The organism is Citrobacter sp. SX206, from assembly GCF_024181025.1.
GTDB lineage: Bacteria > Pseudomonadota > Gammaproteobacteria > Enterobacterales > Enterobacteriaceae > Citrobacter > Citrobacter youngae.
Window position 1 is genome coordinate 292368 of sequence record NZ_CP049738.1, and the last position, 25481, is coordinate 317848.

The following is a 25481-nucleotide window of genomic DNA, read 5'->3' on the forward strand; positions in this document are numbered from 1 at the left end:
AAATGGCTGGTTTAAAACTACAGGCAGTAACCAAAAGCTGGGACGGCAAAACCCAGGTGATTAAACCGTTGACGCTGGACGTCGCGGACGGGGAATTTATTGTGATGGTTGGGCCATCCGGCTGCGGTAAGTCTACGCTGCTGCGGATGGTGGCCGGGCTTGAACGGGTAAGCGGCGGCGATATCTGGATTGATAATAAACGCGTCACCGAGATGGAGCCGAAGGATCGCGGCATTGCGATGGTCTTTCAAAACTATGCTCTCTACCCGCATATGAGCGTGGAAGAAAACATGGCCTGGGGGCTGAAAATCCGCGGGATGGGCAAGGAGCATATTGCTGAGCGGGTAAAAGAGGCGGCACGTATTCTCGAGCTGGGTGAGCTGCTCAAACGTCGTCCGCGCGAACTTTCCGGCGGCCAGCGCCAGCGCGTAGCGATGGGACGAGCGATTGTGCGTGACCCGGCGGTATTCCTGTTCGATGAGCCGCTTTCTAACCTTGATGCCAAGCTGCGCGTACAGATGCGTCTGGAGTTACAACATCTGCATCGCCGACTGAAAACCACCTCGCTGTACGTGACGCACGACCAGGTTGAAGCGATGACCCTCGCCCAACGGGTGATGGTGATGAACAAAGGCATTGCCGAGCAGGTAGGGACGCCGGTTGAGGTGTATGAAAAGCCTGCCAGCCGCTTTGTGGCGAGCTTTATCGGCAGCCCGGCGATGAATCTGCTCGACGGGCGCATCAGCGCTGCGGGTACCCATTTTGAGCTGGAGGGCGGCATGACGTTGCCCATCGGAAGAAGCGCCAGGGAGTGTATTGGGCGTAACATGACGCTGGGTATCCGCCCGGAGCATATTGCGCTAAGCTCGCAGGCTGAAGGCGGCGTGCCGCTGGTTGTCGACACGCTGGAAATGCTGGGTGCGGATAATCTGGCACATGGACGTTGGGGTGAGCAAAAGCTGGTGGTGCGGTTGGCGCATCAGCATCGCCCGACGGCAGGTAGCACGCTGTGGCTGCATCTGCCAGAAAATCATCTGCATCTTTTTGATGGCGAAACAGGACAACGTGTATGAGTAACTGGCCTTACCCCCATATTGTCGCCCATCGTGGCGGCGGTAAGCTGGCACCGGAAAATACCCTGGCGGCGATCGACGTGGGGGCGCGATACGGGCATACCATGATTGAGTTTGACGCTAAATTGTCGAAAGACGGTGAGATCTTCTTACTGCATGACGACAACCTGGAACGCACCAGCAACGGCTGGGGCGTGGCTGGCGAATTGAACTGGCAGGATCTATTGCGCGTGGACGCCGGCGGCTGGTTTAGCGGTGAGTTTAAAGGCGAACCGTTGCCGCTGCTCTCGCAAGTTGCTGAGCGCTGTCGCCAGCACGGCATGATGGCAAATATTGAGATCAAACCCACCACCGGGACGGGGGCGCTCACCGGGAAGGTCGTGGCGCTGGCCGCGCGGGAACTGTGGGCGGGAATGACGCCACCACTGTTGTCATCCTTTGAAATTGATGCGCTAGAAGCGGCGCAGCAGGCGGTGCCTGAACTGCCGAGAGGTTTGCTGCTGGATGAATGGCGCGAAGACTGGCGCGAGCTGACCACGCGGCTTGGCTGCGTCTCTATTCATCTTAATCATAAGCTGCTGGATGAGGCGCGCGTGGATGCGCTGCGCGATGCGGGGCTACGTATTCTGGTGTATACCGTCAACCGACCCCAGCGCGCGGCGGAACTGCTGCGCTGGGGTGTGGACTGCATCTGTACCGATGCCATTGATACGATTGGCCCGGATTTCCAGCCCTGTTAAGGCCCAATCGTTTTTAACGGAACGTTAGGCTGCGGCGTGCTGGAGGGCTTCAGCATGTCGCCGTTCTTTTTCTCCGACAGCATATGTTGCTTATTGAGCGAGCTGTCCGGATTACGGGTTCCACTCAACATCCCACCGTTACTGTTAGGCAGCATTTGCTGCTGTCCAGGATTCAACTCGCCCGGCTGAGACTGCAGCACGCGCTGGGTGTTCGTGTTGATTTGGTTTTCCATATGCTGTTGCTGCATGCGCGTCTGCGTTTGCAACTGCTGGTTGAGCATCCCTTTCTGCTGAATCTGCTGTGATTGCATTTGGGTTTGCATACGCTGCTGACTCGGGATCTGATAACCGGGTTGATTCGGGTTATTCATGGTGTTGATGGGCTGTGCAAAGCCAGCAAACGGCAAGAGCATGGCTAAAAGTAAGAGTCGTTTCATCGCTTTTCTCCTCTCGGGGATCGTTTAAGTTTACTCCTTTCTCGCCGTTACGATGATTATTTCAGAGTTATGCACCAGGCTTATTGGGGGCCGACCCCGTACATCTGGAGAATAACGATGATAAAACCGACGTTTTTACGCCGGGTAGCCATTGCTGCTCTGCTCTCAGGAAGTTGTTTTAGCGTGGCTGCCGCACCGGCTGCGCCACCGCCGGTATCCTACGGCGTTGAGGAAGATGTGTTCCATCCCGTTCGTGCTCAGCAGGGGATGGTGGCTTCCGTGGATGCTTTAGCCACCCAGGTTGGGGTGGATATTCTTAAACAGGGCGGGAATGCCGTTGATGCCGCCGTTGCCGTTGGCTACGCGCTGGCGGTGACGCATCCGCAGGCGGGCAATCTGGGCGGCGGTGGGTTCATGCTGCTGCGAACCAAAGACGGAAACACCACGGCGATTGATTTTCGTGAAATGGCCCCTGCTGGCGCGACCCGCGATATGTTCCTTGATGAGCAGGGTAACGCCGATGCGAAAAAGTCGCTGACGTCGCATCTGGCATCAGGTACGCCGGGTACGGTGGCGGGTTTCTCGCTGGCGCTGGAGAAATACGGCACGATGCCGCTGAACAAAGTCGTGCGCCCGGCAATGAAGCTGGCGGAAGAAGGCTTTGTGGTTAACGACGCGCTGGCTGACGATCTGAAAACCTATGGCAGCGAAGTGCTCCCTAATCACGAGAACAGCAAAGCCATTTTCTGGAAAGACGGCGAGCCGCTGAAAAAGGGCGACAAGCTGGTGCAAACGAACCTGGCGAAAAGCCTGGAGATGATTGCCGAGAACGGTCCGGATGCGTTTTATAAAGGGGCAATTGCCGATCAGATAGCCGGGGAAATGCAGAAAAACGGCGGGCTGATGACCAAAGAGGATTTAGCCAGCTATAAAGCCGTGGAGCGTACGCCGATTAGCGGCGACTATCGCGGATATCAGGTCTTCTCCATGCCACCGCCGTCCTCTGGCGGGATTCACATCGTGCAGATCCTCAATATTCTCGAAAACTTCGATATGAAGAAGTACGGGTTTGGCAGCGCTGATGCCATGCAGGTAATGGCTGAAGCGGAGAAATATGCCTACGCCGACCGCTCGGAGTATCTGGGCGACCCGGATTTTGTGAAGGTGCCGTGGCAGGCGCTGACCAACAAAGCCTATGCCAAATCGCTTGCCGATCAGATTGATATCAATAAGGCGAAGCCTTCCAGCCAGATCAAGCCCGGCAAGCTCGCGCCGTATGAAAGTAATCAGACCACCCATTTCTCGGTGGTGGATAAAGACGGTAATGCCGTGGCGGTGACGTATACGCTGAACACCACCTTCGGCACCGGGATTGTGGCGGGTAACACCGGCATTCTGCTTAATAACGAAATGGACGATTTTTCCGCCAAGCCGGGCGTGCCGAACGTTTATGGGCTGGTGGGCGGTGATGCTAACGCGGTTGGGCCGAAGAAGCGTCCGCTGTCATCAATGTCGCCGACTATCGTGGTAAAAGACGGGAAAACCTGGCTGGTTACCGGCAGCCCTGGTGGGAGCCGAATTATCACTACCGTGCTGCAAATGGTAGTCAACAGCATTGATTTTGGAATGAACGTCGCCGAAGCGACCAACGCGCCGCGTTTCCACCATCAGTGGTTGCCCGATGAACTGCGCGTTGAGAAAGGGTTTAGCCCGGACACCATTAAGCTGCTGGAGCAGAAAGGGCAGAAAGTCGCGCTGAAGGAAGCGATGGGCAGCACGCAGAGCATTATGGTAGGACCGGATGGCGCACTGTATGGCGCGTCCGACCCGCGTTCCGTGGATGATTTAACGGCGGGATACTGATGGTATTGCCGGGTCTGCCGTTGATGCAGGCCCGGCGAGTGCTTCCTGACGGTTTCTTACCCGTTATTTCACGCGCGCCATAAAGTAGGCATCAACATACTCACCGTTGCGCAGGCCGTATTTCTTACCGGTGCCTTCGATTTCAAAGCCGTACTTCTTATAGACTGCTACAGCAGGCTCATTATCAACAAATACCGTTAGCTCAATACGCTCGACACGTAGCCAGTTGTCGCACATGTCGATCATCGTGCGGATGAGGGCGCTGGCAACGCCGCGATTGTGCCACCGGGCATCCACGCAGATACCAAAATCGGCCACGTGGCTGCGGCGCGGGCGCTGAGCAACGTCGATGCAGAGATGTCCCACGACGATATCGTCAATGCAGGCAACCAGCTGTTTAACCCCGGCTTGCTCGGTTAGCCGCGCTTGCCACATTTCGAGGGAAGGATGAGGAACCTGTAGCGTGTTGTGGTACACCTCCGGCTGGGCGTGGATCTGACGAATTGCGTCGTAATCTTTCGGTTCAGCGTGGCGTATCACTATCTCACTCATTCCTTATCTCCTTCAGGGTTAATTGAGTCTTTACCCTCGCTGAGAAAGAAAATTCCGTCAACTGCATTTTTTTTGCAAAAAGAAGTAGACAAGTGCGAATGAGAATGATTATTATTGCTCTGCATTCAGGGGAACCCCTACGGAGAACCTGAAAGCACGACATTGCTCACATTGCTTCCAGTATTACTTTAGCCAGCTTTTGCTGGCTTTTTTTTTTGGGGTTTTGTTTCAGCCTGGCTTACTTGCCATTTTGTCCCCGGGAAGTGCTCGTGCTCCTCACGTACATTTAGTACGCTCCGGGCCCTGCGCGCTTGCCGTGAACAAACTGCCTGCGACGCCGACGGCCGATCTTGAGGCGTCTGCTTTTGTAGGCCGGATAAGGCAACGCCGCATCCGGCAAAGAATCCAACATTCAGTCTCCAGCCGCTTTGCGCTATGGTGTAGATAATCATCTTCAAAAGGACTGTCTCATGACCTTACACTGCGCATTTATTGGTTTTGGTAAAAGTACCACTCGCTACCATTTGCCGTACGTCCTCAACCGCAAAAATAGCTGGCATGTCGCGCACATCTACCGTCGCAGCGCCAAGCCGGAAGAGCAGGCGCCGCAGTATTCGCATATTCACTTCACCAGCGACCTCGACGAGATCTTAAACGATCCGCAGGTGAAGTTAGTGATCGTTTGTACCCATGCTGACAGCCATTTTGACTACGCCAAACGTGCGCTGGAGGCGGGTAAAAACGTGCTGGTTGAGAAACCGTTCACGCCGACGCTGGCAGAAGCAAAAGTGCTGTTCGAACTGGCGCAAAGCAAAGGGCTGACTGTTACGCCGTACCAGAATCGTCGTTTTGACTCCTGCTTCCTTACCGCCAAAAAGGCGATTGAGAGCGGCAAGCTCGGCGAAATTGTTGAGGTTGAAAGCCATTTCGATTACTACCGTCCGGTGGCGGAAACTAAGCCGGGATTGCCGCAGGACGGCGCATTTTATGGCCTGGGCGTACACACCATGGATCAGATTATCTCGCTGTTCGGCCGCCCCGATCATGTGGCCTATGACATCCGCAGCCTGCGTAATAAAGCGAACCCGGATGATACCTTTGAAGCGCAACTGTTCTACGGTGACCTGAAAGCCATTGTTAAAACCAGTCATCTGGTGAAAATCGACTATCCGAAGTTTATCGTTCACGGCACCAAAGGCTCGTTTGTGAAGTACGGCATCGACCAGCAGGAAACCAGCCTGAAGGCCAATATCATGCCGGGTGAGCCCGGTTTCGCTGCTGACGATTCCACCGGGGTATTGGAGTACGTCAACGATGACGGCCTGACGGTGAGAGAAGAGATGAAACCGGAAGTCGGGGACTATGGTCGCGTCTATGATGCGCTATACCAGACGCTGAACGCCGGTATGCCTAATTACGTCAAGGAATCTGAAGTTCTTACCAACCTGGAAATCCTCGAACGCGCCTTTGAACAGGCAACGCCTGCCACGATAACCCTCGCCAAATAGCGTTAAACGACTCCTCTGGGCTTGTTCATATTTTTTGAACAGAGGAGTCAATTTTCACCCTCTATGATCCCAGGCAGATTGAGTCCACACTTACTCCATCGAAAACATCTGGGGGTGAACACAATGATCTATTTACGCAAAGCTAACGACCGCGGTCATGCGAATCATGGCTGGCTCGATTCCTGGCATACCTTCTCTTTTGCCAACTACTATGACCCGAACTTTATGGGGTTCTCGGCACTGCGCGTGATTAACGATGACGTGATTGACGCAGGCCAGGGCTTTGGCACTCACCCCCATAAAGACATGGAAATCCTGACCTACGTGCTGGAAGGCGCGGTAGAACATCAGGACAGCATGGGCAACAAAGAGCAGGTTCCTGCCGGTGAGTTCCAGATTATGAGCGCCGGGACGGGGATCCGTCACTCGGAGTACAACCCGAGCAATACTGAGAAGCTGCATCTGTATCAGATCTGGATCATGCCGCAGGAAAACGGTATTACGCCGCGCTATGAACAGCGCCGTTTCGATGCCGCTCAGGGTAAACAACTGGTGCTGTCGCCTGATGCCCGCGATGGCTCGCTGAAAGTGTACCAGGATATGGAGCTGTACCGTTGGGCGTTACTGAAAGATGAGCAGTCGGTGCATCAGATTGCCGCTGAACGTCGCGTCTGGATCCAGGTCGTTAAAGGCAACGTCACCATTAACGGAACCAAAGCGACCACCAGCGATGGTCTGGCAATCTGGGATGAACAGGCAATTTCTATTCATGCCGACAGCGACAGCGAAGTGTTACTGTTTGACCTGCCGCCTGTATAAAAATACACGGCATCCTTCAAGCCGCATCTGTGTTGGCTTTCCTCGCTCACCCCGGTCGCGTACTTAATGTACGCTCCCGGGGATTCACTACGTCGCCGCCTTGATGCAACTCGAATGATTTTGTGTATTTCTCACAATAAAAACTCCTTTTTTTCTCTGCAAAGGTTCATGCACGTCCGTGGTAAACTGGGGGAATCTATCCCTTTTTAACGCTTCAGGACGATGAAAAAGAAAAGACCCGTACTTCAGGATGTAGCCGACCGCGTGGGCGTGACCAAAATGACGGTCAGTCGCTTTTTGCGTAACCCGGAGCAGGTCTCCGTGGCGCTGCGGGGCAAAATTGCCGCTGCACTTGATGAGCTGGGTTATATTCCCAATCGCGCTCCTGATATCCTTTCTAACGCTACCAGCCGTGCTATCGGCGTGTTGTTACCGTCTCTCACTAACCAGGTTTTTGCTGAAGTGTTACGCGGCATTGAGGCCGTCACCGACGCCCATGGTTATCAAACTATGCTTGCGCACTACGGCTATAAGCCAGAGATGGAACAAGAGCGCCTGGAATCGATGCTGTCGTGGAATATCGATGGTCTGATCCTCACCGAACGTAGCCATACGCCTCGTACGCTGAAAATGATTGAGGTCGCCGGTATCCCGGTGGTTGAGCTGATGGACAGCCAGTCCCCGTGTCTGGATATCGCCGTCGGTTTCGACAACTTCGAAGCCGCACGCCAGATGACTGCCGCTATCATCGCCCGCGGGCACCGTCATGTTGCCTATCTTGGCGCACGTCTTGATGAACGTACTATCATCAAACAGAGAGGCTACGAGCAGGCAATGCGCGATGCCAATCTGGTGCCGTACAGCGTGATGGTGGAACAGTCTTCTTCCTACTCATCCGGTATTGAACTCATCCGTCAGGCGCGGCGCGAATACCCGCAGCTCGACGGCATTTTCTGTACCAACGATGACCTGGCGGTAGGGGCGGCCTTCGAATGCCAGCGTTTAGGGCTGAAAATCCCGGATGACATGGCGATTGCCGGATTCCACGGTCACGACATCGGGCAGGTGATGGAGCCGCGTCTGGCGAGCGTGCTCACGCCGCGTGAACGGATGGGCAGCATTGGCGCTGAACGTCTGCTGGCGCGCATCCGTGGTGAAGCAGTCACACCTAAAATGTTAGATTTAGGTTTCACCTTGTCACCGGGCGGATCTATTTAAGCCAACAAGTTTGAAGTAGCTCACACTTATACACTTCGAGCACGAATGGATATTGCTTCTCTATTTATCCGGCTGGACAATGTTACCGATAACAGTTACCCGTAACAATTTCCAGATTCTTGTACCAGTGGGGGCAACGCTTTGAGCACGACTAATCATGATCACCACGTTTACGTTCTGATGGGCGTATCGGGCAGCGGTAAATCTGCTGTCGCCAGCGAAGTGGCGCATCAACTGCAGGCCGCGTTTCTTGATGGCGATTTTCTCCATCCGCGCAGCAACATCATGAAAATGGCTTCCGGTGAGCCACTCAACGATGATGACCGTAAACCGTGGTTACAGGCGCTGAATGACGCCGCTTTTGCGATGCAGCGTACCAACAAGGTTTCGCTGATCGTCTGTTCCGCTCTGAAAAAAGTCTACCGCGACCAGCTGCGCGACGGTAACCCGAACCTCTCTTTCATCTATCTGAAAGGGGATTTTGACGTTATCGAAAGCCGCCTGAAAGCGCGTAAAGGCCACTTCTTCAAAACGCAGATGCTGGTGACCCAGTTTGAAGCGCTGGAAGAACCGGGTGCAAATGAAAACGATGTACTGGTGGTCGATATCGATCAACCACTGGACGGTGTGGTCGCCAGCACCATTGAGGTTATTAACCAGGGCAGTAAGTAGTGAGTACATTAACGCTTGTTTTAACAGCAGTAGGGTCCGTTTTATTACTGCTGTTTTTAGTGATGAAGGCGCGTATGCACGCCTTCCTTGCTTTGATGGTGGTGTCTATTGGTGCAGGTCTCTTTTCCGGTATGCCGCTCGATAAAATCGCCGCGACTATGGAAAAAGGGATGGGAGGCACGCTCGGTTTCCTGGCGATTGTTGTGGCGTTGGGGGCGATGTTCGGCAAGATTTTGCATGAGACCGGCGCAGTCGATCAAATTGCCGTCAAAATGCTGAAATCCTTCGGCCACAGCCGCGCGCATTACGCGATTGGCCTGGCCGGTCTGATTTGCGCGCTGCCGCTGTTCTTTGAGGTGGCGATTGTGCTGCTGATCAGCGTGGCGTTCTCGATGGCGCGTCACACCGGTACCAACCTGGTTAAATTAGTCATTCCGTTGTTTGCAGGCGTAGCGGCGGCTGCGGCGTTTTTACTGCCGGGGCCAGCGCCGATGTTGCTGGCTTCGCAGATGCACGCTGACTTTGGCTGGATGATCCTGATTGGCCTGTGTGCCGCGATTCCGGGCATGATTATCGCCGGACCGCTGTGGGGCAATTTCATCAGCCGTTACGTTGAGCTAAACATTCCTGATGACATTACCGAGCCGCATCTGGGCGAAGGTAAAATGCCGTCCTTCGGCTTTAGCTTGTCGCTGATCCTGCTGCCGCTGGTATTAGTTGGTCTGAAAACCATCGCCGCGCGCTTTGTGCCGGTTGGTTCTTCAACTTACGAATGGTTTGAGTTTATCGGTCACCCGTTTACCGCGATTCTGGTTGCCTGTCTGGTGGCGATTTACGGTCTGGCGATTCGCCAGGGTATGCCAAAAGACAAAGTGATGGAGATCTGCGGTCATGCGCTGCAACCAGCGGGGATTATCCTGTTGGTGATTGGTGCAGGTGGCGTGTTTAAACAGGTGCTGGTTGATTCCGGCGTCGGTCCGGCGCTGGGCGAAGCGTTAACCGGAATGGGGCTGCCGATTGCCATTACCTGCTTCGTACTGGCGGCGGCGGTGCGTATCATTCAGGGTTCCGCGACTGTGGCCTGCTTAACGGCGGTCGGTCTGGTGATGCCGGTGATTGAACAGCTAAACTTCTCCGGCGCACAGATGGCGGCACTGTCTATTTGTATCGCAGGCGGCTCGATCGTGGTCAGCCACGTTAACGACGCCGGTTTCTGGTTGTTCGGTAAATTTACCGGCGCAACGGAAGCACAAACGCTGAAGACCTGGACGATGATGGAAACCATCCTCGGCACGGTCGGCGCAATTGTCGGTATGATTGCTTTCCAGCTGTTGAGCTGAGTCCTGTTGCCCGGTGGCGCTTGCGCTTACCGGGCCTGAATTCATTGCACACCGTAAGCCGGGTAAGCGTCACCCGGCTTTTTTACAGCATTACCATGCCTTCATCTGTTTTTAACCAGCGCGGCGCTTTCAGCGTGTCGGCGAAATAACCCACCAAATCCTGCAGCAAATCACCTGCTACTCGCTCCATATCATCAGAAAGCGTTTTGCTCATCAGCAAATGCGTCAAAAGCTGGCAGTAACGCCCCATCTGGTCTGGCTCAGGCTCGAAAAGGGGAAAACGGGTCGGGAATGTTTCTACCGTCAGACTGGCCTGCAGATGCTGCGGTACAGGCTCCGTTAAGGTCGGTTGCAATAACGCGAGACAGGCCGACAGACGTGCACAAATCGCCAGTTTTTCAACCGGGTCATGGCATTCAACCAGTCCTTCGACAAAACGCTCGCAGTTATCCGCCAGTTCGGTGAAGTCCGTGGCATGGCTAAAGGGCAGGGTAAATAAAGAGTGTGAAAAGAGAGGGGTAGTCGCCATAGGGCAGCCTCCAGTATGTTTTATTTAAACCACCACCGGAGAGGCTAATCTCGCGGGTGGCAGAATCGAGCGGAGTTAGCCTTACCGGTCATACTGGATACCGGCGCGTCTTGCGACGCCCCCGCTCGACCCGCCATTGAGACGAAATCGGTCGCACGACATAGAAGTATATGTCGCCAGTATGATTTTCAGAAGGCTAATTCTGACACCTGATTTTGCAGGTGCAGCGAGAAGATAAGGCTAATTCACGATGCTGACAAGAGGGCATTCCGGAAGGCGCTCCGCAGAAATGAAAATACGTTATATCAGCGACTTAAAAGCATAAGGAATACCTGAAATTACAGCGCAATGCCGTTCAGTTAAGCATGTAGGGTGAACATGTGATTATTGCTCAGGTTTCCGTTCACCTCAGTGGTGTCATTTCTTTGAAGCGCTGATACCCGTGAACGTGCAAGGGAGGCTCACCGCCGCCTCCCTTGCAACCCAGGCTCCCGGCGGGAAAATCGTCGCTGCGCGAGTTATTCGTCTTATTCCGTCTGCCTGTCGGGTCGGGGCCGAGCCTGCGTCCCTGCAGGCCGTCCCCTTTGCCCGCATCCTTGCGGGCAGACCCGGTCAGCCGTCAACGCCTCATCGATTTTCAGCCGGACCGGTGTCATCGCTTCAACGCTCTGACTTCCAGTTAAATTTGTTTTGCTGTCCAAACCTGTTCAAATAAAAACGCAGATGGTCAGGTGTGGGCTGGTCCGGCTGAAAATTGCCGACGTGTTTCCGTAAGGCCGGGAGAACCCGCAGGGATGCGGGTTCAGGGCGCGTTTTGCATGGACGCTGCCTCGCGCCCGGCCCGGTAGCCTGGAGGAATAAGTGGAGGGAACCACGAAGTGGCAATTTTCCTGCCGGGAGCCGGGATTGTTAAGGGGGCTGCGTAGCCCCCTTAACACGTTCACCTATGAAGAAACTCCAGAGAAGCAACGAACATAACGTGAACGGAACCGTTCTCCGGGTAACATGGTATTTGCTCCAAAAAGGAGAAATTACCCCTTCATCCACATCCGTACGCCATCGAGGAACATCTGGGTGGCCATCATCACCAGAATCAGCCCCATCAGGCGCTCCAGCGCGTTCACCCCTTTCTCCCCCAGCAGACGTAAAAACAGCGACGACTGCAACAGAATCACAAACGTACCGCCCCAGGCGATCAGCAGCGCAATCACCAGATGCCCCATCTGGTTCGGGTACTGATGCGACAACAGCATTAATGAGGCCAGGATTGTCGGACCGGCTACCAGCGGGATCGCCAGCGGCACGATAAACGGCTCTTCACCCGCCGGAAGCCCGGTGCTATTCCCGGTGGCGCTGGGGAAAATCATCTTAATGGCGATCAGGAACAAAATGATGCCCCCGGAAATCGACACGGTTTCCGCGCGCAGATTCAGAAATGCCAGAATTTTCTCGCCCGCAAACAGGAATATCAGCATCACCAACAGCGCAATGAACAGCTCGCGAATCATAATCGCGCGGCGGCGTTTTGGTTCGGTATGTTTCAATACGGACATGAAAATGGGCAGATTTCCGAGTGGATCCATAATCAGGATCAATAAAACTGCCGCTGAAATGATTTCATTCATAACTCAAATTCCCTGATAATTACCACGGACTTTCTGCTTGCTTGCGCAGCGGGATAAGTCGCATTACTGATGGCTTCGCTATCATTGATTAATTTCACTTGCGACTTTGGCTGCATTTTGTATGGTGAAGGATATGCCACCAGGACACTGGCATACATACACAGCACACATCTCTGCAGGAAAAAACGCTATGAAAAATGTTGGTTTTATCGGCTGGCGCGGTATGGTCGGCTCTGTTCTCATGCAACGCATGGTTGAGGAGCGTGACTTCGACGCCATTCGCCCTGTTTTCTTTTCTACTTCCCAGCTCGGGCAGGCGGCACCGACATTCGGTGGAACCGCGACCGGCACGCTTCAGGACGCTTTTGATCTGGATGCGCTGAAGGCGCTCGATATCATCGTGACCTGTCAGGGCGGCGATTATACCAACGAAATCTATCCAAAGCTTCGTGAAAGCGGTTGGCAGGGTTACTGGATTGACGCGGCCTCTTCGCTGCGTATGAAAGACGACGCCATCATTATTCTCGATCCGGTTAACCAGGATGTCATCACCGATGGCCTGAATAAAGGTATTAAGACCTTTGTCGGCGGTAACTGCACCGTTAGCCTGATGCTGATGTCCCTTGGTGGCCTGTTTGCCAATGACCTGGTCGACTGGGTCTCCGTGGCGACCTATCAGGCGGCTTCCGGCGGCGGCGCGCGTCATATGCGCGAGCTGTTGTCTCAGATGGGTCATCTGTATGGCCATGTGGCCGAGGAGCTGGCGACCCCTTCCTCTGCTATTCTCGACATCGAACGTAAAGTGACGACCCTGTCCCGTAGCGGTGAACTGCCGGTTGATAACTTTGGCGTACCGCTGGCCGGTAGCCTGATTCCGTGGATCGACAAACAGCTCGATAACGGTCAGAGCCGTGAAGAGTGGAAGGGACAGGCGGAAACCAACAAAATTCTCAACACGTCTTCCGTGATCCCGGTTGATGGTCTGTGCGTGCGCGTCGGCGCGTTGCGCTGCCACAGCCAGGCGTTCACCATCAAACTGAAAAAAGATGTGTCTATTCCGACCGTGGAAGAACTGCTGGCGGCGCACAACCCGTGGGCGAAAGTAGTACCAAACGATCGTGAAATCACCATGCGTGAGTTAACCCCGGCGGCCGTTACCGGCACGTTGACCACGCCAGTAGGTCGTCTGCGTAAGCTGAATATGGGACCGGAGTTCCTGTCAGCCTTTACCGTAGGTGACCAGCTGCTTTGGGGTGCTGCGGAGCCATTGCGCCGCATGTTACGTCAACTGGCGTAATGGTTTGTTAATGATCAAAGGGTGCTGAGTCACCCTTTTTTTTGCGTAATACAGGAGTAAGCGCAGATGTTTCATTTTTTACCAGGAGTAAGATAAAGCATTGGCTATTCTTTAAGGGTGACTTAGTACCGGAGGTATTAAGTTGTTGCCTGAAGGTGGGACGACGCAGAGAGGATGCACAATTGTGCTGCGCCGTTCAGGTCAAAAAAAGTGTCGCTACCTGATGTCGAAAATCAGTTGGAAGGGGTGACACCATAAAACAGGAAGACAACCATGTCCGTTCGTATCGATAGAGACGTGATTAATGCGCTAATTGCAGGCCATTTTGCGGATCCTTTTTCCGTACTCGGTATGCACCAAACTGACGCTGGACTTGAAGTCCGCGCCTTATTACCTGACGCCACCGAAGTGTGGGTGATCGAACCCAAAACCGGACGCAAAGTCGGCAAGCTGGATTGCCTCGACTCTCGTGGCTTTTTCTGTGCAGTACTTCCCCGCCGTAAAAATTTCTTTCGCTATCAGTTGGCCGTTGTCTGGCATGGACAGCAGAATCTGATTGATGACCCTTATCGTTTTGGCCCGCTGATCCAGGATATGGATGCCTGGCTGTTATCTGAAGGTACGCACCTGCGACCTTACGAAACGCTGGGTGCGCATGCGGATACCATGGATGGCGTCACCGGTACGCGCTTCTCCGTCTGGGCGCCTAACGCGCAACGCGTGTCAGTGGTGGGGCAGTTCAACTACTGGGATGGCCGCCGCCACCCGATGCGCCTGCGTAAAGAGAGCGGTATCTGGGAGCTGTTTATCCCCGGTGCCCAGCAGGGTCAGCTGTATAAATATGAGATGATCGATGCCAACGGTAAGCTGCGAATCAAAGCGGACCCTTACGCGTTTGAAGCGCAAATGCGCCCGGAAACCGCATCGCTTATCTGTGGTTTGCCGGAAAAAGTGGTGCAAAGCGAGGAGCGTAAAAAAGCCAACCAGTTTGATGCGCCGATTTCTATCTATGAAGTGCACCTGGGGTCATGGCGTCGTCATACCGATAACAACTTCTGGCTGAGCTACCGCGAGCTGGCGGATCAGCTGGTGCCTTATGCCAAGTGGATGGGCTTTACCCATCTCGAACTGTTGCCGATTAACGAACACCCGTTTGACGGCAGTTGGGGTTATCAGCCTACCGGCATGTACGCGCCGACCCGCCGTTTCGGCACGCGCGATGACTTCCGCTATTTTGTCAATGCCGCGCATCAGGCGGGGCTGAACGTCATTCTTGACTGGGTTCCGGGCCATTTCCCGTCGGACGACTTTGGTCTGGCACAGTTTGATGGCACTAATCTATACGAGCACAGCGACCCGCGTGAAGGGTATCACCAGGACTGGAACACGCTGATCTACAACTATGGTCGCCGTGAAGTCAGTAACTATCTGGTGGGCAACGCCCTGTACTGGATTGAGCGCTTTGGTATCGATGCGCTGCGCGTCGATGCCGTGGCATCGATGATTTATCGAGACTACAGCCGTAAAGAAGGGGAATGGGTTCCGAACGAATTTGGCGGTCGTGAAAACCTCGAAGCCATTGAGTTCTTGCGCAATACCAACCGTATTCTTGGCGAACAGGTGCCTGGTGCGGTGAGCATGGCGGAAGAGTCCACTGATTTTGCTGGCGTTTCAAGACCGCAGGACATGGGCGGTTTAGGGTTCTGGTATAAGTGGAACCTCGGCTGGATGCACGACACGCTGGACTACATGAAACTGGACCCGGTTCATCGTCAGTACCATCACGACAAGCTGACCTTCGGTATGCTGTACAACTACACCGAAAACTTTGTTCTGCCGCTGTCGCATGACGAAGTGGTACACGGTAAAAAATCCATTCTCGATCGCATGCCGGGAGACGCATGGCAGAAGTTTGCCAACCTGCGCGCCTACTACGGCTGGATGTGGGCCTTCCCGGGCAAGAAACTGCTGTTTATGGGCAACGAGTTTGCTCAGGGACGCGAATGGAACCACGACGCCAGCCTCGACTGGCACCTGCTGGAAGGCGGCGACAACTGGCACCACGGCGTACAGCGTCTGGTGCGCGATCTGAACCACACCTACCGTCATCACAAAGCGCTGCACGAGCTCGACTTTGACGCCTATGGCTTTGAGTGGCTGGTGGTGGATGACAACGAACGTTCGGTGCTGGCTTTCGTGCGTCGTGACAAGGTCGGCAATGAAATCATCGTGGTTAGTAACTTTACGCCTGTGCCCCGCCACGGCTATCGCTTCGGTATCAATCAGCCGGGGAAATGGCGTGAGATCCTCAATACCGATTCGATGCATTACCACGGCAGCAATACCGGCAATGGTGGGGCAGTGCACAGTGATGAAATCGCCAGTCATGGTCGTCGGCATTCACTGAGCCTCACGTTGCCGCCGTTGGCAACGATCTGGCTGGTTCGGGAGGGGGAATGACGCAACTGGCAACCGGCAACGCCACCCCCCATGGTGCAACGTATGACGGCCATGGTGTCAATTTCACACTCTTCTCGGCCCACGCTGAACGCGTTGAATTATGCGTATTTGACGAGGACGGTTGCGAACTCCGCTACGACCTGCCGGGGCGTAGCGGTGATGTCTGGCACGGCTATCTGGCCAACGCCCGGCCCGGTCTGCGCTATGGCTATCGCGTCCATGGCCCATGGCAACCGCAGCAGGGCCACCGGTTTAACCCAGCCAAGCTGCTGCTCGACCCTTGCGCGCGTCGGGTAGAGGGCGAGTTAAAAGATAACCCGCTGCTGCACGGCGGGCTAAATGAACCGGATCACCGTGATAACGCCGCCATCGCGCTGAAGGGCGTGGTGGTGTCCGACCATTATGACTGGGAGGATGATGCCCCGCCGCGCACGCCGTGGGGCAATACCGTGATTTACGAAGCGCATGTCAAAGGGCTGACGTATTTGCATCCTGACCTGCCGGAAGAAATTCGCGGAACCTACAAAGCGCTGGGGCATCCGGTAATGATCGACTATTTCAAGCGTCTCGGCATTACCGCGCTGGAGCTGCTGCCGGTGGCGCATTTTGCCAGCGAACCGCGACTTCAGCGGCTGGGCCTGTCGAACTACTGGGGCTACAACCCGGTGGCGATGTTCGCGCTGCATCCGGCCTATGCCTGCTCGCCAGAGAGTGCGCTTGATGAGTTTCGCGACGCGGTAAAAGCGCTGCACAAAGCGGGGATTGAGGTCATTCTCGATATCGTTTTGAACCACAGCGCCGAGCTGGATCTCGACGGTCCCGTCTTCTCGCTGCGCGGAATTGATAACCGTAGCTATTATTGGATCAGGGATGATGGCGATTACTACAACTGGACCGGTTGTGGGAACACCCTAAATCTGAGCCATCCTGGCGTTGTGGAATACGCATGTGAATGCCTACGTTACTGGGTTGAAACCTGCCATGTGGATGGTTTTCGCTTTGATTTGGCTTCCGTCATGGGGCGTACACCTGCGTTTCGTCAGGATGCGCCGCTGTTTACCGCGATCCAAAACTGTCCGCTGCTCTCACGCGCTAAGCTGATTGCGGAACCGTGGGATATTGGTGAAGGCGGGTATCAGGTGGGGAATTTCCCCCCTCCGTTTGCCGAGTGGAATGACCATTTCCGCGATGCGACGCGACGCTTTTGGCTCCAGCGTAATCTCTCGTTGGGCGAGTTTGCCGGGCGTTTTGCCGCATCCAGCGATGTGTTTAAACGCCAGGGTCGCAAACCCAGCGCCACGGTCAATCTGGTGACCGCGCACGACGGTTTTACGCTACGCGACTGTGTGTGCTTCACAAATAAGCACAATGAAGCGAATGGTGAGGAAAATCGCGACGGCACTAGCAATAACTACAGCGACAATCATGGTAAAGAAGGATTAGGCGGCACGCTGGACCTGATTGAACGGCGGCGCGACAGCGTTCATGCGCTGTTAACCACGCTGTTGCTCTCCCAGGGGACGCCGATGTTGCTGGCGGGCGATGAGCATGGTCATAGCCAGCACGGCAACAATAACGCTTACTGTCAGGATAACGCCTTAACCTGGCTGGACTGGCAGCAGGCAAACAGTGGGCTAACCACATTTACTGCCGCGCTGATTCATCTGCGCCGGCAAATACCCGCATTAACGGGTAATTGCTGGTGGGAAGAGGGCGATGGCAATGTTCGTTGGCTGAATAAGTACGCACAACCCTTAAGTGCGGATGAGTGGCAAAACGGCCCGAGGCAGATGCAAATCCAGCTTTCAGACCGTTTTCTGATTGCAATAAACGCCACGCTTGAGGTGACAGATATCGTTTTACCTGAAGGGGAATGGCACGCCATTCCCCCATTTGCCGGAGAGGATAATCCGGTGCTTACGGCTGTCTGGCAGGGACCTGCGCACGGACTGTGTGTGTTCCAGAGAAGATAAAAAGGAGTTAGTCATGGTGAGTTTAGAGAAGAACGATCGTGTAATGTTGGCGCGCCAGCTGCCATTAAAATCTGTTGCCCTGATCCTGGCCGGTGGCCGCGGAACCCGTCTGAAAGATTTAACCAACAAACGAGCCAAGCCTGCCGTGCACTTTGGCGGTAAGTTCCGCATTATCGATTTTGCTTTATCCAACTGTATTAACTCCGGGATCCGCCGTATCGGCGTGATCACTCAGTACCAGTCCCACACGCTGGTGCAGCATATTCAGCGCGGCTGGTCGTTCTTTAGCGAAGAGATGAACGAGTTCGTCGATCTGCTGCCTGCCCAGCAGAGAATGCAGGGTGAAAACTGGTATCGCGGCACGGCGGACGCGGTGACCCAAAACCTGGATATCATTCGACGCTATAAAGCGGAATATGTGGTGATCCTCGCGGGCGATCATATTTATAAGCAGGACTACTCACGCATGCTGATCGACCACGTCGAGAAAGGCGCGCGCTGCACCGTGGCCTGTATGCCTGTGCCGATCGAAGAAGCCAGCGCGTTTGGCGTGATGGACGTGGACGACACCGATAAAATTATCGAGTTCGTTGAAAAACCCGCCAACCCGCCAGCGATGCCTAACGATCCGACCAAATCGCTTGCCAGTATGGGGATCTACATCTTCAACGCCGATTATCTGTATGAACTGCTGGCGGAAGATGATCTCGATGAAAAATCCAGTCACGATTTTGGCAAAGACATCATTCCAAAAATCACCGAAGCTGGCATGGCATATGCGCATCCATTCCCGTTGTCCTGCGTGCAGTCTGACCCGGAGTCCGAACCGTACTGGCGCGATGTGGGGACGCTGGAAGCCTACTGGAAAGCGAACCTCGATCTGGCTTCGGTGACGCCTGAACTGGATATGTACGACCAGGACTGGCCAATCCGTACGCATATGGAATCGCTGCCGCCGGCGAAATTTGTTCAGGACCGTTCCGGTAGCCACGGAATGACGCTGAACTCGCTGGTTTCTGGCGGATGCATAATTTCAGGTTCGGTGGTGGTGCAGTCCGTTCTGTTCCCGCGTGTGCGGGTGAATTCATTCTGTAACATTGATTCGGCAGTGTTATTACCTGAAGTGTGGGTGGGACGTTCATGCCGCTTACGTCGTTGCATTATTGACCGCGCCTGCGTTATTCCTGAAGGCATGGTAATCGGTGAAAACGCGGAAGAAGATGCACGTCGTTTCTACCGTTCAGAGGAAGGTATTGTGCTGGTCACGCGTGAAATGCTGCGCAAACTGCAAATCAAACAGGAGCGATAATGCAGGTTTTACACGTTTGTTCAGAGATGTTCCCCCTGTTAAAAACCGGGGGACTGGCGGATGTTATTGGGGCGTTACCTGCGGCACAAATTGCGGACGGTGTGGATGCCCGCGTATTGCTTCCGGCGTTTCCTGATATTCGTCGCGGCATTCCCGATGCGCAGGTCGTGACGCGTCGGGATACCTTCGCCGGACGGATAACGCTGTTATTCGGACATTACAACGGCGTCGGCATTTATCTGATTGATGCGCCACATCTCTATGACCGTCCCGGGAGCCCGTATCACGATACGAACCTGTTTGCGTATACCGATAACGTGCTGCGTTTTGCGCTGTTGGGTTGGGTCGGCTGTGAAATGGCCTGCGGCCTTGATCCATTCTGGCGCCCGGATGTGGTGCATGCGCACGACTGGCACGCTGGCCTGGCGCCGGCGTATCTGGCGGCGCGCGGCCATCCGGCGAAATCGGTGTTCACCGTACACAACCTGGCGTATCAAGGCATGTTTTATGCAAAGCATATGGATGACATCCAATTGCCATGGTCGTTCTTTAATGTGCACGGGTTGGAGTTTAACGGCCAGATTTCGTTCCTGAAGGCCGGGTTGTACTACGCCGACCACATTACGGCGGTCAGTCCGACCTACGCGCGGGAAATTACCGAGGCGCAGTTCGCCTACGGCATGGAAGGTTTGTTGCAGCAGCGCCATCGCGAAGGGCGTCTTTCCGGCGTGCTGAACGGCGTTGATGAAAAAATCTGGAGCCCGGAAACCGATCTGCTGCTGGCGTCGCGCTATACGCGTGACACGCTGGAAGATAAGGCGGAGAACAAACGGCAGCTACAGATCGCGATGGGACTTAAGGTTAACGATAAAGTGCCGCTGTTTGCTGTCGTGAGTCGCCTGACCAGCCAGAAAGGGTTGGATCTGGTGCTGGAAGCGTTGCCGGGGTTGTTAGAGCAGGGCGGACAACTGGCGTTGCTCGGCGCGGGCGATCCGGTTTTACAGGAAGGTTTCCTCGCCGCGGCGGCGGAACATCCGGGGCAGGTGGGTGTGCAGATCGGCTATCACGAAGCCTTCTCGCACCGCATCATGGGTGGGGCCGATGTCATTTTGGTTCCCAGCCGTTTTGAACCGTGTGGCTTAACGCAGTTGTATGGACTGAAATACGGCACGTTGCCGCTGGTGCGACGTACCGGTGGGCTGGCTGATACGGTGTCTGATAGTTCGCTGGAGAACCTGGCGGACGGTATCGCCAGTGGGTTTGTATTTGAAGATAGTAATGCCTGGTCGCTGCTACGGGCGATCCGGCGTGCTTTCGTATTGTGGTCCCGGCCTTCGCTGTGGCGGTTTGTACAACGTCAGGCCATGACCATGGATTTTAGCTGGCAAGTCGCGGCGAAGTCATACCGTGAGCTTTACTATCGCTTGAAATAGTTATCCAGGAATCACCTATATGAATGCTCCATTTACTTATGCATCGCCCACACTCAGCGTAGAGGCACTTAAGCATTCTATTGCCTACAAGCTGATGTTCACGATTGGTAAAGACCCGGTCATTGCCAATAAACATGAGTGGCTGAACGCCACATTGTTCGCGGTGCGCGATCGTCTCGTGGAGCGCTGGCTGCGTTCTAATCGTGCGCAATTATCCCAGGAAACTCGTCAGGTCTATTACCTGTCTATGGAGTTCCTGATTGGCCGCACGCTTTCCAATGCACTGTTATCGTTGGGGATTTATGACGATGTCAAAAATGCGCTGGAAGGCATGGGGCTGGATCTTGAAGATCTGATCGACGAAGAAAACGACCCGGGTCTTGGCAACGGTGGCCTCGGGCGCCTGGCGGCCTGCTTCCTGGACTCGCTGGCAACGCTGGGACTGCCGGGACGTGGCTACGGTATTCGCTATGACTACGGCATGTTCAAGCAAAACATTGTTGATGGCCGACAGAAAGAGTCGCCGGACTACTGGCTGGAATACGGTAACCCATGGGAGTTCAAACGCCACAATACGCGCTACAAAGTGCGTTTTGGCGGGCGTATTCAGCAGGAAGGCAAGAAAACGCGCTGGATAGAAACTGAAGAGATCCTCGCGGTTGCCTACGACCAGATTATCCCCGGTTACGACACTGATGCCACCAACACGCTGCGCCTGTGGAATGCACAGGCCAGTAGCGAAATCAACCTTGGTAAATTCAATCAGGGCGATTACTTTGCGGCGGTGGAAGATAAAAACCACTCCGAGAACGTTTCCCGCGTGCTGTATCCGGATGACTCCACCTATTCGGGACGCGAGCTGCGCTTGCGTCAGGAGTATTTCCTGGTCTCCGCCACGGTGCAGGATATCCTGAGTCGTCATTACCAACTGCACAAAACCTACGACAACCTGGCGGACAAAATTGCTATTCACCTCAATGACACCCATCCGGTGCTGTCGATCCCTGAGCTGATGCGTCTGCTGATTGATGAGCACAAGTTTAGCTGGGACGATGCCTTTGAGGTGTGCTGTCAGGTCTTCTCGTATACCAACCATACGCTGATGAGCGAGGCGCTGGAAACCTGGCCGGTGGATATGCTGGGTAAAATTCTGCCGCGCCACCTGCAAATCATCTTTGAGATTAACGATTACTTCCTGAAAACGCTGCAGGAGCAGTATCCGAGCGATACGGGTCTGTTGGGGCGGACGTCGATCATCGATGAATCCAACGGCCGCCGGGTGCGTATGGCATGGCTGGCGGTGGTGGTGAGCCACAAGGTTAACGGCGTGTCGGAACTGCACTCCAACCTGATGGTACAGTCGCTGTTTGCTGACTTTGCGAAGATCTTCCCGACCCGCTTCTGCAACGTTACCAACGGCGTGACGCCGCGTCGCTGGCTGGCGCTGGCTAACCCGCCGCTCTCTGAGGTGCTGGATGAGAATATTGGCCGCACCTGGCGTACCGATCTCAGCCAGTTGAGCGAGCTTGAACAGCACTGTGATTTCCCGTTGGTGAACCAGGCGGTACGCCGAGCGAAGCTGGAGAACAAAAAACGTCTGGCCACGCTCATTGCCCAGCAGCTTAACGTGGTAGTGAATCCGAAATCGCTGTTTGATGTGCAGATCAAGCGTATTCACGAATACAAACGTCAGTTGATGAACGTGCTGCATGTGATCACTCGCTACAACCGCATTAAGGCCGATCCTGACGCTGAGTGGGTGCCGCGTGTGAATATCTTCGCCGGTAAAGCGGCTTCGGCCTATTACATGGCGAAGCACATCATTCATCTGATCAACGACGTCGCGAAAGTGATCAACAACGATCCGCAAATTGGCGATAAACTGAAAGTGGTGTTTATCCCTAATTACAGCGTTAGCCTGGCGCAGGTGATTATTCCTGCTGCCGATCTGTCTGAGCAGATTTCACTGGCCGGGACCGAAGCCTCCGGGACCAGTAACATGAAATTTGCGCTGAATGGCGCGTTGACCATCGGTACGCTGGATGGTGCCAACGTCGAGATGCTGGAACATGTGGGCGCAGAAAATATCTTTATCTTTGGTAATACGGCGGAAGAGGTTGAAGCCTTACGTAGTCAGGGCTACAAGCCGCGTGAGTATTATGAGAAAGACGAAGAGCTGCACCAGGTGCTGACGCAGATTGGCAGCGGCGTATTTAGTCCTGAGGAGCCGGGACGCTATCGCGACCTGGTGGACTCATTGATCAACTTTGGCGACCACTATCAGGTGCTGGCGGATTATCGCAGCTATGTTGATTGCCAGGATAAGGTTGATGAACTGTATCGTCATCCGGAAGAGTGGACCACCAAGTCGATGATTAATATCGCCAACATGGGCTACTTCTCGTCGGACAGGACGATCAAAGAGTACGCCGAAAACATCTGGCATATTGATTCGGTGCGGTTGTAAAACACGAGGCCGGGGGCGCTTCGCTTGCCCGGCCTACGTTTATGCACTTTTGTAGGCCGGATAAGGCGTCGCCGCCATCCGGCATTTTTATCAGGACGCCAGCGACAGCTGGTGCTTCTCAATGTATTCAGCCAGCCACTGGGTCATGCGTGACTGCTGCTCAGCGTTCAGCCACATACCTTCTTTCGTGCGACGCCACAACGCATCTTCCGCACGACGAACCCATTCGTGATCGACCAGATATTTCAGCTCGGCCTCATAAAACTCATGGCCAAAGTCTTCACCTAACTCGGCAAGCGAGGTGGCTTCGCCGATGACCCATTCGGTGTTGCTGCCGTAGGTGCGAGAATAATGGCGCGCCAGCGACTCGGTCAGGAACGGGTAGCGACGGCGCAGTTTGGCCGCGTAGTCTTCGCGATCGCCGCCAATGTCACCGCCTGGCAGAATGCACTCTTTGGTCCATGCAGGCCCAATGCCCTGATAGTACGACGCCAGTTTTTCCATCGCATGTTCAGCCAGCTTACGGTAGGTCGTCAGCTTGCCGCCAAAGACCGACAGCAGCGGCGCTTTGCCGTTTTCATCATGGATATCCAGCGTGTAATCACGGGTGATAGCCTGCGGCGAGTCGGACTCGTCGTCGCACAGCGGGCGCACGCCTGAGTAAGTCCAGACGATATCATCACGGCCCAGCTGTTTCTTAAAGTGCGCGTTGTAGACCTTCAGCAGGTAATTGATTTCACTCTCATCAATTTTCACCGCTTTTGGGTCGCCTTTGTATTCGACGTCGGTCGTCCCGATGATCGAGAATTCGTCCATCCATGGGATGACAAACACAATACGTTTATCTTCGTTTTGCAGGATGTAAGCCTGTTTCTGGGTATGGACGCGCGGCACCACGATGTGGCTGCCTTTAATCAGGCGAATACCGTACGGCGATGGCAGGTGCATGCCGTCGTCGAAGAACTCTTTCACCCACGGGCCGGTGGCGTTGACCAGACCGCGCGCCTGCCAGGTGTGCTTTTTGCCGGTATCGATATCTTCGGCTTCAACAATCCACAAACCGTTTTCACGGCGAGCGGAGGTGGCGCGCGTGCGGGTTAACACTTCTCCGCCTTTGCGTACGACCATTTGGGCATTTGCCAAAACCAGTCGTGCATCGTCTACCCAGCAGTCAGAATATTCGAAACCGCGCACAATCTCGGGTTTCATTACGGAATCCGCGCCAAAACGCAAACCGGTAGAACCTGGCAAACTGGTGCGTTTGCCCAGATGATCGTACATAAACAGACCAATACGGATCATCCACGCCGGACGCAGGTGCGGGCGATGGGGCAGACGAAAGCGCATTGGGAAGGCGATATGTGGTGCCATTTTCAACAGCACTTCACGTTCGGCCAGCGCTTCGCTCACCAGACGAAATTCGTAGTGTTCCAGGTAGCGCAGGCCACCGTGGATGAGTTTGGAGCTGGCGGAGGAGGTCGCGCAGGCTAAATCCTGTGCTTCCAGCATCAGTACGGATAATCCGCGTCCAGCGGCATCTGCCGCGATACCGGCACCGTTGATGCCTCCACCTATCACAATCAGATCTTTGGTTTCCATGCTGGCCTCTCGCACTTTCGTTATAGCTCATTAATGTTCGTTATCGAGCATAATAGCAAAGAATCGCGCCATTGGTAACATCGGATAAACAATTTACAGTGATACATATAACATTATGGTGTTTAACTGCCGTCGGGACGTACACTAAGAAGTAACATGTTCGAAAAGCGTCACCTGCTAATAAAGAAGAGAGAGCAATGGATCAGTTTGAATGTATTAATGTCGAAGAAGCGCATCAGAAGCTGCATCAGGGAGCTGCGGTGTTAGTGGATATCCGCGATCCGCAAAGCTATGCCATGGGGCACGCCCCGCAGGCGTTTCATCTGACGAACGACACGCTGGGGTCATTTATGCGTGAGCATGATTTCGACACCACCGTGTTGGTGATGTGTTATCACGGCAACAGCAGTAAAGGCGCGGCGCAATATCTTCTGCAGCAGGGTTATGACGCGGTTTACAGCGTTGACGGCGGCTTCGATGCCTGGCATCGACATTTTCCGGCAGAAGTGGCATACGGTTCGTAAGCTAACAAAGATGCAGCCTGAAACGGGCAGGATATATATACTG

20 protein-coding genes are annotated in these 25481 nt (G+C 54.5%); 15 read left to right on the forward strand and 5 right to left on the reverse strand.

Annotated elements, in window-relative coordinates:
• Positions 1-2 precede the first annotated feature (2 nt).
• Both G8S19_RS01395 and ugpQ read left to right on the forward strand, forming a co-directional pair.
• A complete protein-coding gene (locus G8S19_RS01395; RefSeq protein ID WP_016151118.1) occupies positions 3-1073 on the forward strand; it encodes a sn-glycerol-3-phosphate import ATP-binding protein UgpC in 1071 nt (356 codons plus the stop codon).
• The gene (gene ugpQ, locus G8S19_RS01400; protein WP_016151117.1) at positions 1070-1813 is read left to right on the forward strand and encodes a glycerophosphodiester phosphodiesterase; all 744 of its coding nucleotides are present in this window, start codon (positions 1070-1072) and stop codon (positions 1811-1813) included. The genes G8S19_RS01395 and ugpQ overlap by 4 nt, the downstream gene beginning before the upstream one ends.
• Here the strand turns inward: ugpQ and G8S19_RS01405 are convergent.
• A complete protein-coding gene (locus tag G8S19_RS01405; RefSeq protein ID WP_003023456.1) occupies positions 1810-2250 on the reverse strand; it encodes a DUF2756 family protein in 441 nt (146 codons plus the stop codon). The genes ugpQ and G8S19_RS01405 overlap by 4 nt on opposite strands.
• A 117-nt stretch (positions 2251-2367) precedes the next feature.
• On the opposite strand from G8S19_RS01405, the gene ggt reads away from it, so the two are divergent.
• Positions 2368-4113, forward strand: coding sequence for a gamma-glutamyltransferase (gene ggt / locus G8S19_RS01410; RefSeq protein WP_253685977.1), 1746 nt, complete (start codon positions 2368-2370; stop codon positions 4111-4113).
• Positions 4114-4176: 63 nt separating this feature from the next.
• Here ggt and yhhY read toward each other — a convergent pair whose 3' ends face one another.
• Positions 4177-4665, reverse strand: a complete 489-nt coding sequence (gene yhhY / locus G8S19_RS01415) for an N-acetyltransferase (RefSeq protein ID WP_253685979.1) — start codon at positions 4663-4665, stop codon at positions 4177-4179.
• Between the two features lie 470 nt (positions 4666-5135).
• Here yhhY and G8S19_RS01420 point away from each other — a divergent pair, with 470 nt between their 5' ends.
• From G8S19_RS01420 to gntU, 5 genes are all read left to right on the forward strand, one after another.
• Positions 5136-6173, forward strand: coding sequence for an oxidoreductase (locus G8S19_RS01420; protein ID WP_199969609.1), 1038 nt, complete (start codon positions 5136-5138; stop codon positions 6171-6173).
• Positions 6174-6296: 123 nt separating this feature from the next.
• Positions 6297-6992 carry a quercetin 2,3-dioxygenase gene (yhhW, locus tag G8S19_RS01425; RefSeq protein ID WP_016151113.1) on the forward strand — a complete coding sequence of 232 codons (696 nt, stop codon included), beginning with the start codon at positions 6297-6299 and terminating at the stop codon, positions 6990-6992.
• A 222-nt stretch (positions 6993-7214) separates the two neighbouring features.
• Complete coding sequence (gene gntR, locus G8S19_RS01430) at positions 7215-8210, forward strand: gluconate operon transcriptional repressor GntR (RefSeq protein ID WP_003023473.1); 996 nt, start codon at positions 7215-7217, stop codon at positions 8208-8210.
• Positions 8211-8351: 141 nt separating this feature from the next.
• Positions 8352-8882: a gluconokinase gene (gntK, locus tag G8S19_RS01435; protein WP_003023475.1), complete on the forward strand. Its 531-nt coding sequence runs from the start codon at positions 8352-8354 to the stop codon at positions 8880-8882.
• Entirely contained in the window at positions 8882-10222 is a 1341-nt protein-coding gene (gene gntU, locus G8S19_RS01440; protein WP_003023477.1) for a gluconate transporter, read from the forward strand. Before gntK ends, gntU begins: the two co-directional genes overlap by 1 nt.
• 82 nt (positions 10223-10304) lie before the next feature.
• Here the strand turns inward: gntU and G8S19_RS01445 are convergent, their stop codons facing one another.
• Both G8S19_RS01445 and yhgN read right to left on the reverse strand, forming a co-directional pair.
• On the reverse strand, positions 10305-10751 hold the full coding sequence (locus tag G8S19_RS01445; protein ID WP_116360411.1) for a hypothetical protein: 447 nt from the start codon (positions 10749-10751) through the stop codon (positions 10305-10307).
• Positions 10752-11782: 1031 nt separating this feature from the next.
• Complete coding sequence (yhgN, locus tag G8S19_RS01450; RefSeq protein ID WP_003023480.1) at positions 11783-12376, reverse strand: NAAT family transporter YhgN; 594 nt, start codon at positions 12374-12376, stop codon at positions 11783-11785.
• A gap of 190 nt (positions 12377-12566) precedes the next feature.
• Between yhgN and asd the strand changes: the two genes are divergently transcribed.
• The 6 genes from asd (at position 12567) to glgP (ending at position 23315) form a co-directional block, all read left to right on the forward strand.
• Positions 12567-13673 (forward strand): aspartate-semialdehyde dehydrogenase, encoded by a 1107-nt coding sequence (gene asd / locus G8S19_RS01455; protein WP_003837862.1) that lies wholly within the window; start codon positions 12567-12569, stop codon positions 13671-13673.
• A 273-nt stretch (positions 13674-13946) separates the two neighbouring features.
• Positions 13947-16133 (forward strand): 1,4-alpha-glucan branching enzyme, encoded by a 2187-nt coding sequence (gene glgB, locus G8S19_RS01460; RefSeq protein WP_253685981.1) that lies wholly within the window; start codon positions 13947-13949, stop codon positions 16131-16133.
• Positions 16130-18106, forward strand: coding sequence for a glycogen debranching protein GlgX (glgX, locus tag G8S19_RS01465; RefSeq protein WP_253685983.1), 1977 nt, complete (start codon positions 16130-16132; stop codon positions 18104-18106). Before glgB ends, glgX begins: the two co-directional genes overlap by 4 nt.
• A gap of 13 nt (positions 18107-18119) precedes the next feature.
• Entirely contained in the window at positions 18120-19415 is a 1296-nt protein-coding gene (gene glgC, locus G8S19_RS01470; protein WP_048213568.1) for a glucose-1-phosphate adenylyltransferase, read from the forward strand.
• A complete protein-coding gene (gene glgA / locus G8S19_RS01475; RefSeq protein ID WP_061068744.1) occupies positions 19415-20848 on the forward strand; it encodes a glycogen synthase GlgA in 1434 nt (477 codons plus the stop codon). The genes glgC and glgA overlap by 1 nt, the downstream gene beginning before the upstream one ends.
• Before the next feature lie 19 nt (positions 20849-20867).
• Positions 20868-23315, forward strand: coding sequence for a glycogen phosphorylase (glgP, locus tag G8S19_RS01480; protein ID WP_124021960.1), 2448 nt, complete (start codon positions 20868-20870; stop codon positions 23313-23315).
• A gap of 90 nt (positions 23316-23405) precedes the next feature.
• Here glgP and glpD read toward each other — a convergent pair whose 3' ends face one another.
• A complete protein-coding gene (gene glpD / locus G8S19_RS01485) occupies positions 23406-24914 on the reverse strand; it encodes a glycerol-3-phosphate dehydrogenase (RefSeq protein ID WP_048213565.1) in 1509 nt (502 codons plus the stop codon).
• A gap of 197 nt (positions 24915-25111) precedes the next feature.
• On the opposite strand from glpD, the gene glpE reads away from it, so the two are divergent.
• Positions 25112-25438, forward strand: coding sequence for a thiosulfate sulfurtransferase GlpE (glpE, locus tag G8S19_RS01490; protein WP_048213564.1), 327 nt, complete (start codon positions 25112-25114; stop codon positions 25436-25438).
• Positions 25439-25481 lie beyond the last annotated feature (43 nt).

Bases quoted from the DNA above. Each gene is read 5' to 3' on its own strand.
- G8S19_RS01395 (WP_016151118.1), top strand. From the start codon at position 3: ATGGCTGGTTTAAAACTACAGGCAGTAACCAAAAGCTGGGACGGCAAA.
- ugpQ (WP_016151117.1), top strand. From the start codon at position 1,070: ATGAGTAACTGGCCTTACCCCCATATTGTCGCCCATCGTGGCGGCGGT.
- G8S19_RS01405 (WP_003023456.1), bottom strand. From the start codon at position 2,250: ATGAAACGACTCTTACTTTTAGCCATGCTCTTGCCGTTTGCTGGCTTT.
- ggt (WP_253685977.1), top strand. From the start codon at position 2,368: ATGATAAAACCGACGTTTTTACGCCGGGTAGCCATTGCTGCTCTGCTC.
- yhhY (WP_253685979.1), bottom strand. From the start codon at position 4,665: ATGAGTGAGATAGTGATACGCCACGCTGAACCGAAAGATTACGACGCA.
- G8S19_RS01420 (WP_199969609.1), top strand. From the start codon at position 5,136: ATGACCTTACACTGCGCATTTATTGGTTTTGGTAAAAGTACCACTCGC.
- yhhW (WP_016151113.1), top strand. From the start codon at position 6,297: ATGATCTATTTACGCAAAGCTAACGACCGCGGTCATGCGAATCATGGC.
- gntR (WP_003023473.1), top strand. From the start codon at position 7,215: ATGAAAAAGAAAAGACCCGTACTTCAGGATGTAGCCGACCGCGTGGGC.
- G8S19_RS01445 (WP_116360411.1), bottom strand. From the start codon at position 10,751: ATGGCGACTACCCCTCTCTTTTCACACTCTTTATTTACCCTGCCCTTT.
- yhgN (WP_003023480.1), bottom strand. From the start codon at position 12,376: ATGAATGAAATCATTTCAGCGGCAGTTTTATTGATCCTGATTATGGAT.
- asd (WP_003837862.1), top strand. From the start codon at position 12,567: ATGAAAAATGTTGGTTTTATCGGCTGGCGCGGTATGGTCGGCTCTGTT.
- glgB (WP_253685981.1), top strand. From the start codon at position 13,947: ATGTCCGTTCGTATCGATAGAGACGTGATTAATGCGCTAATTGCAGGC.
- glgX (WP_253685983.1), top strand. From the start codon at position 16,130: ATGACGCAACTGGCAACCGGCAACGCCACCCCCCATGGTGCAACGTAT.
- glgC (WP_048213568.1), top strand. From the start codon at position 18,120: ATGGTGAGTTTAGAGAAGAACGATCGTGTAATGTTGGCGCGCCAGCTG.
- glgA (WP_061068744.1), top strand. From the start codon at position 19,415: ATGCAGGTTTTACACGTTTGTTCAGAGATGTTCCCCCTGTTAAAAACC.
- glgP (WP_124021960.1), top strand. From the start codon at position 20,868: ATGAATGCTCCATTTACTTATGCATCGCCCACACTCAGCGTAGAGGCA.
- glpD (WP_048213565.1), bottom strand. From the start codon at position 24,914: ATGGAAACCAAAGATCTGATTGTGATAGGTGGAGGCATCAACGGTGCC.
- glpE (WP_048213564.1), top strand. From the start codon at position 25,112: ATGGATCAGTTTGAATGTATTAATGTCGAAGAAGCGCATCAGAAGCTG.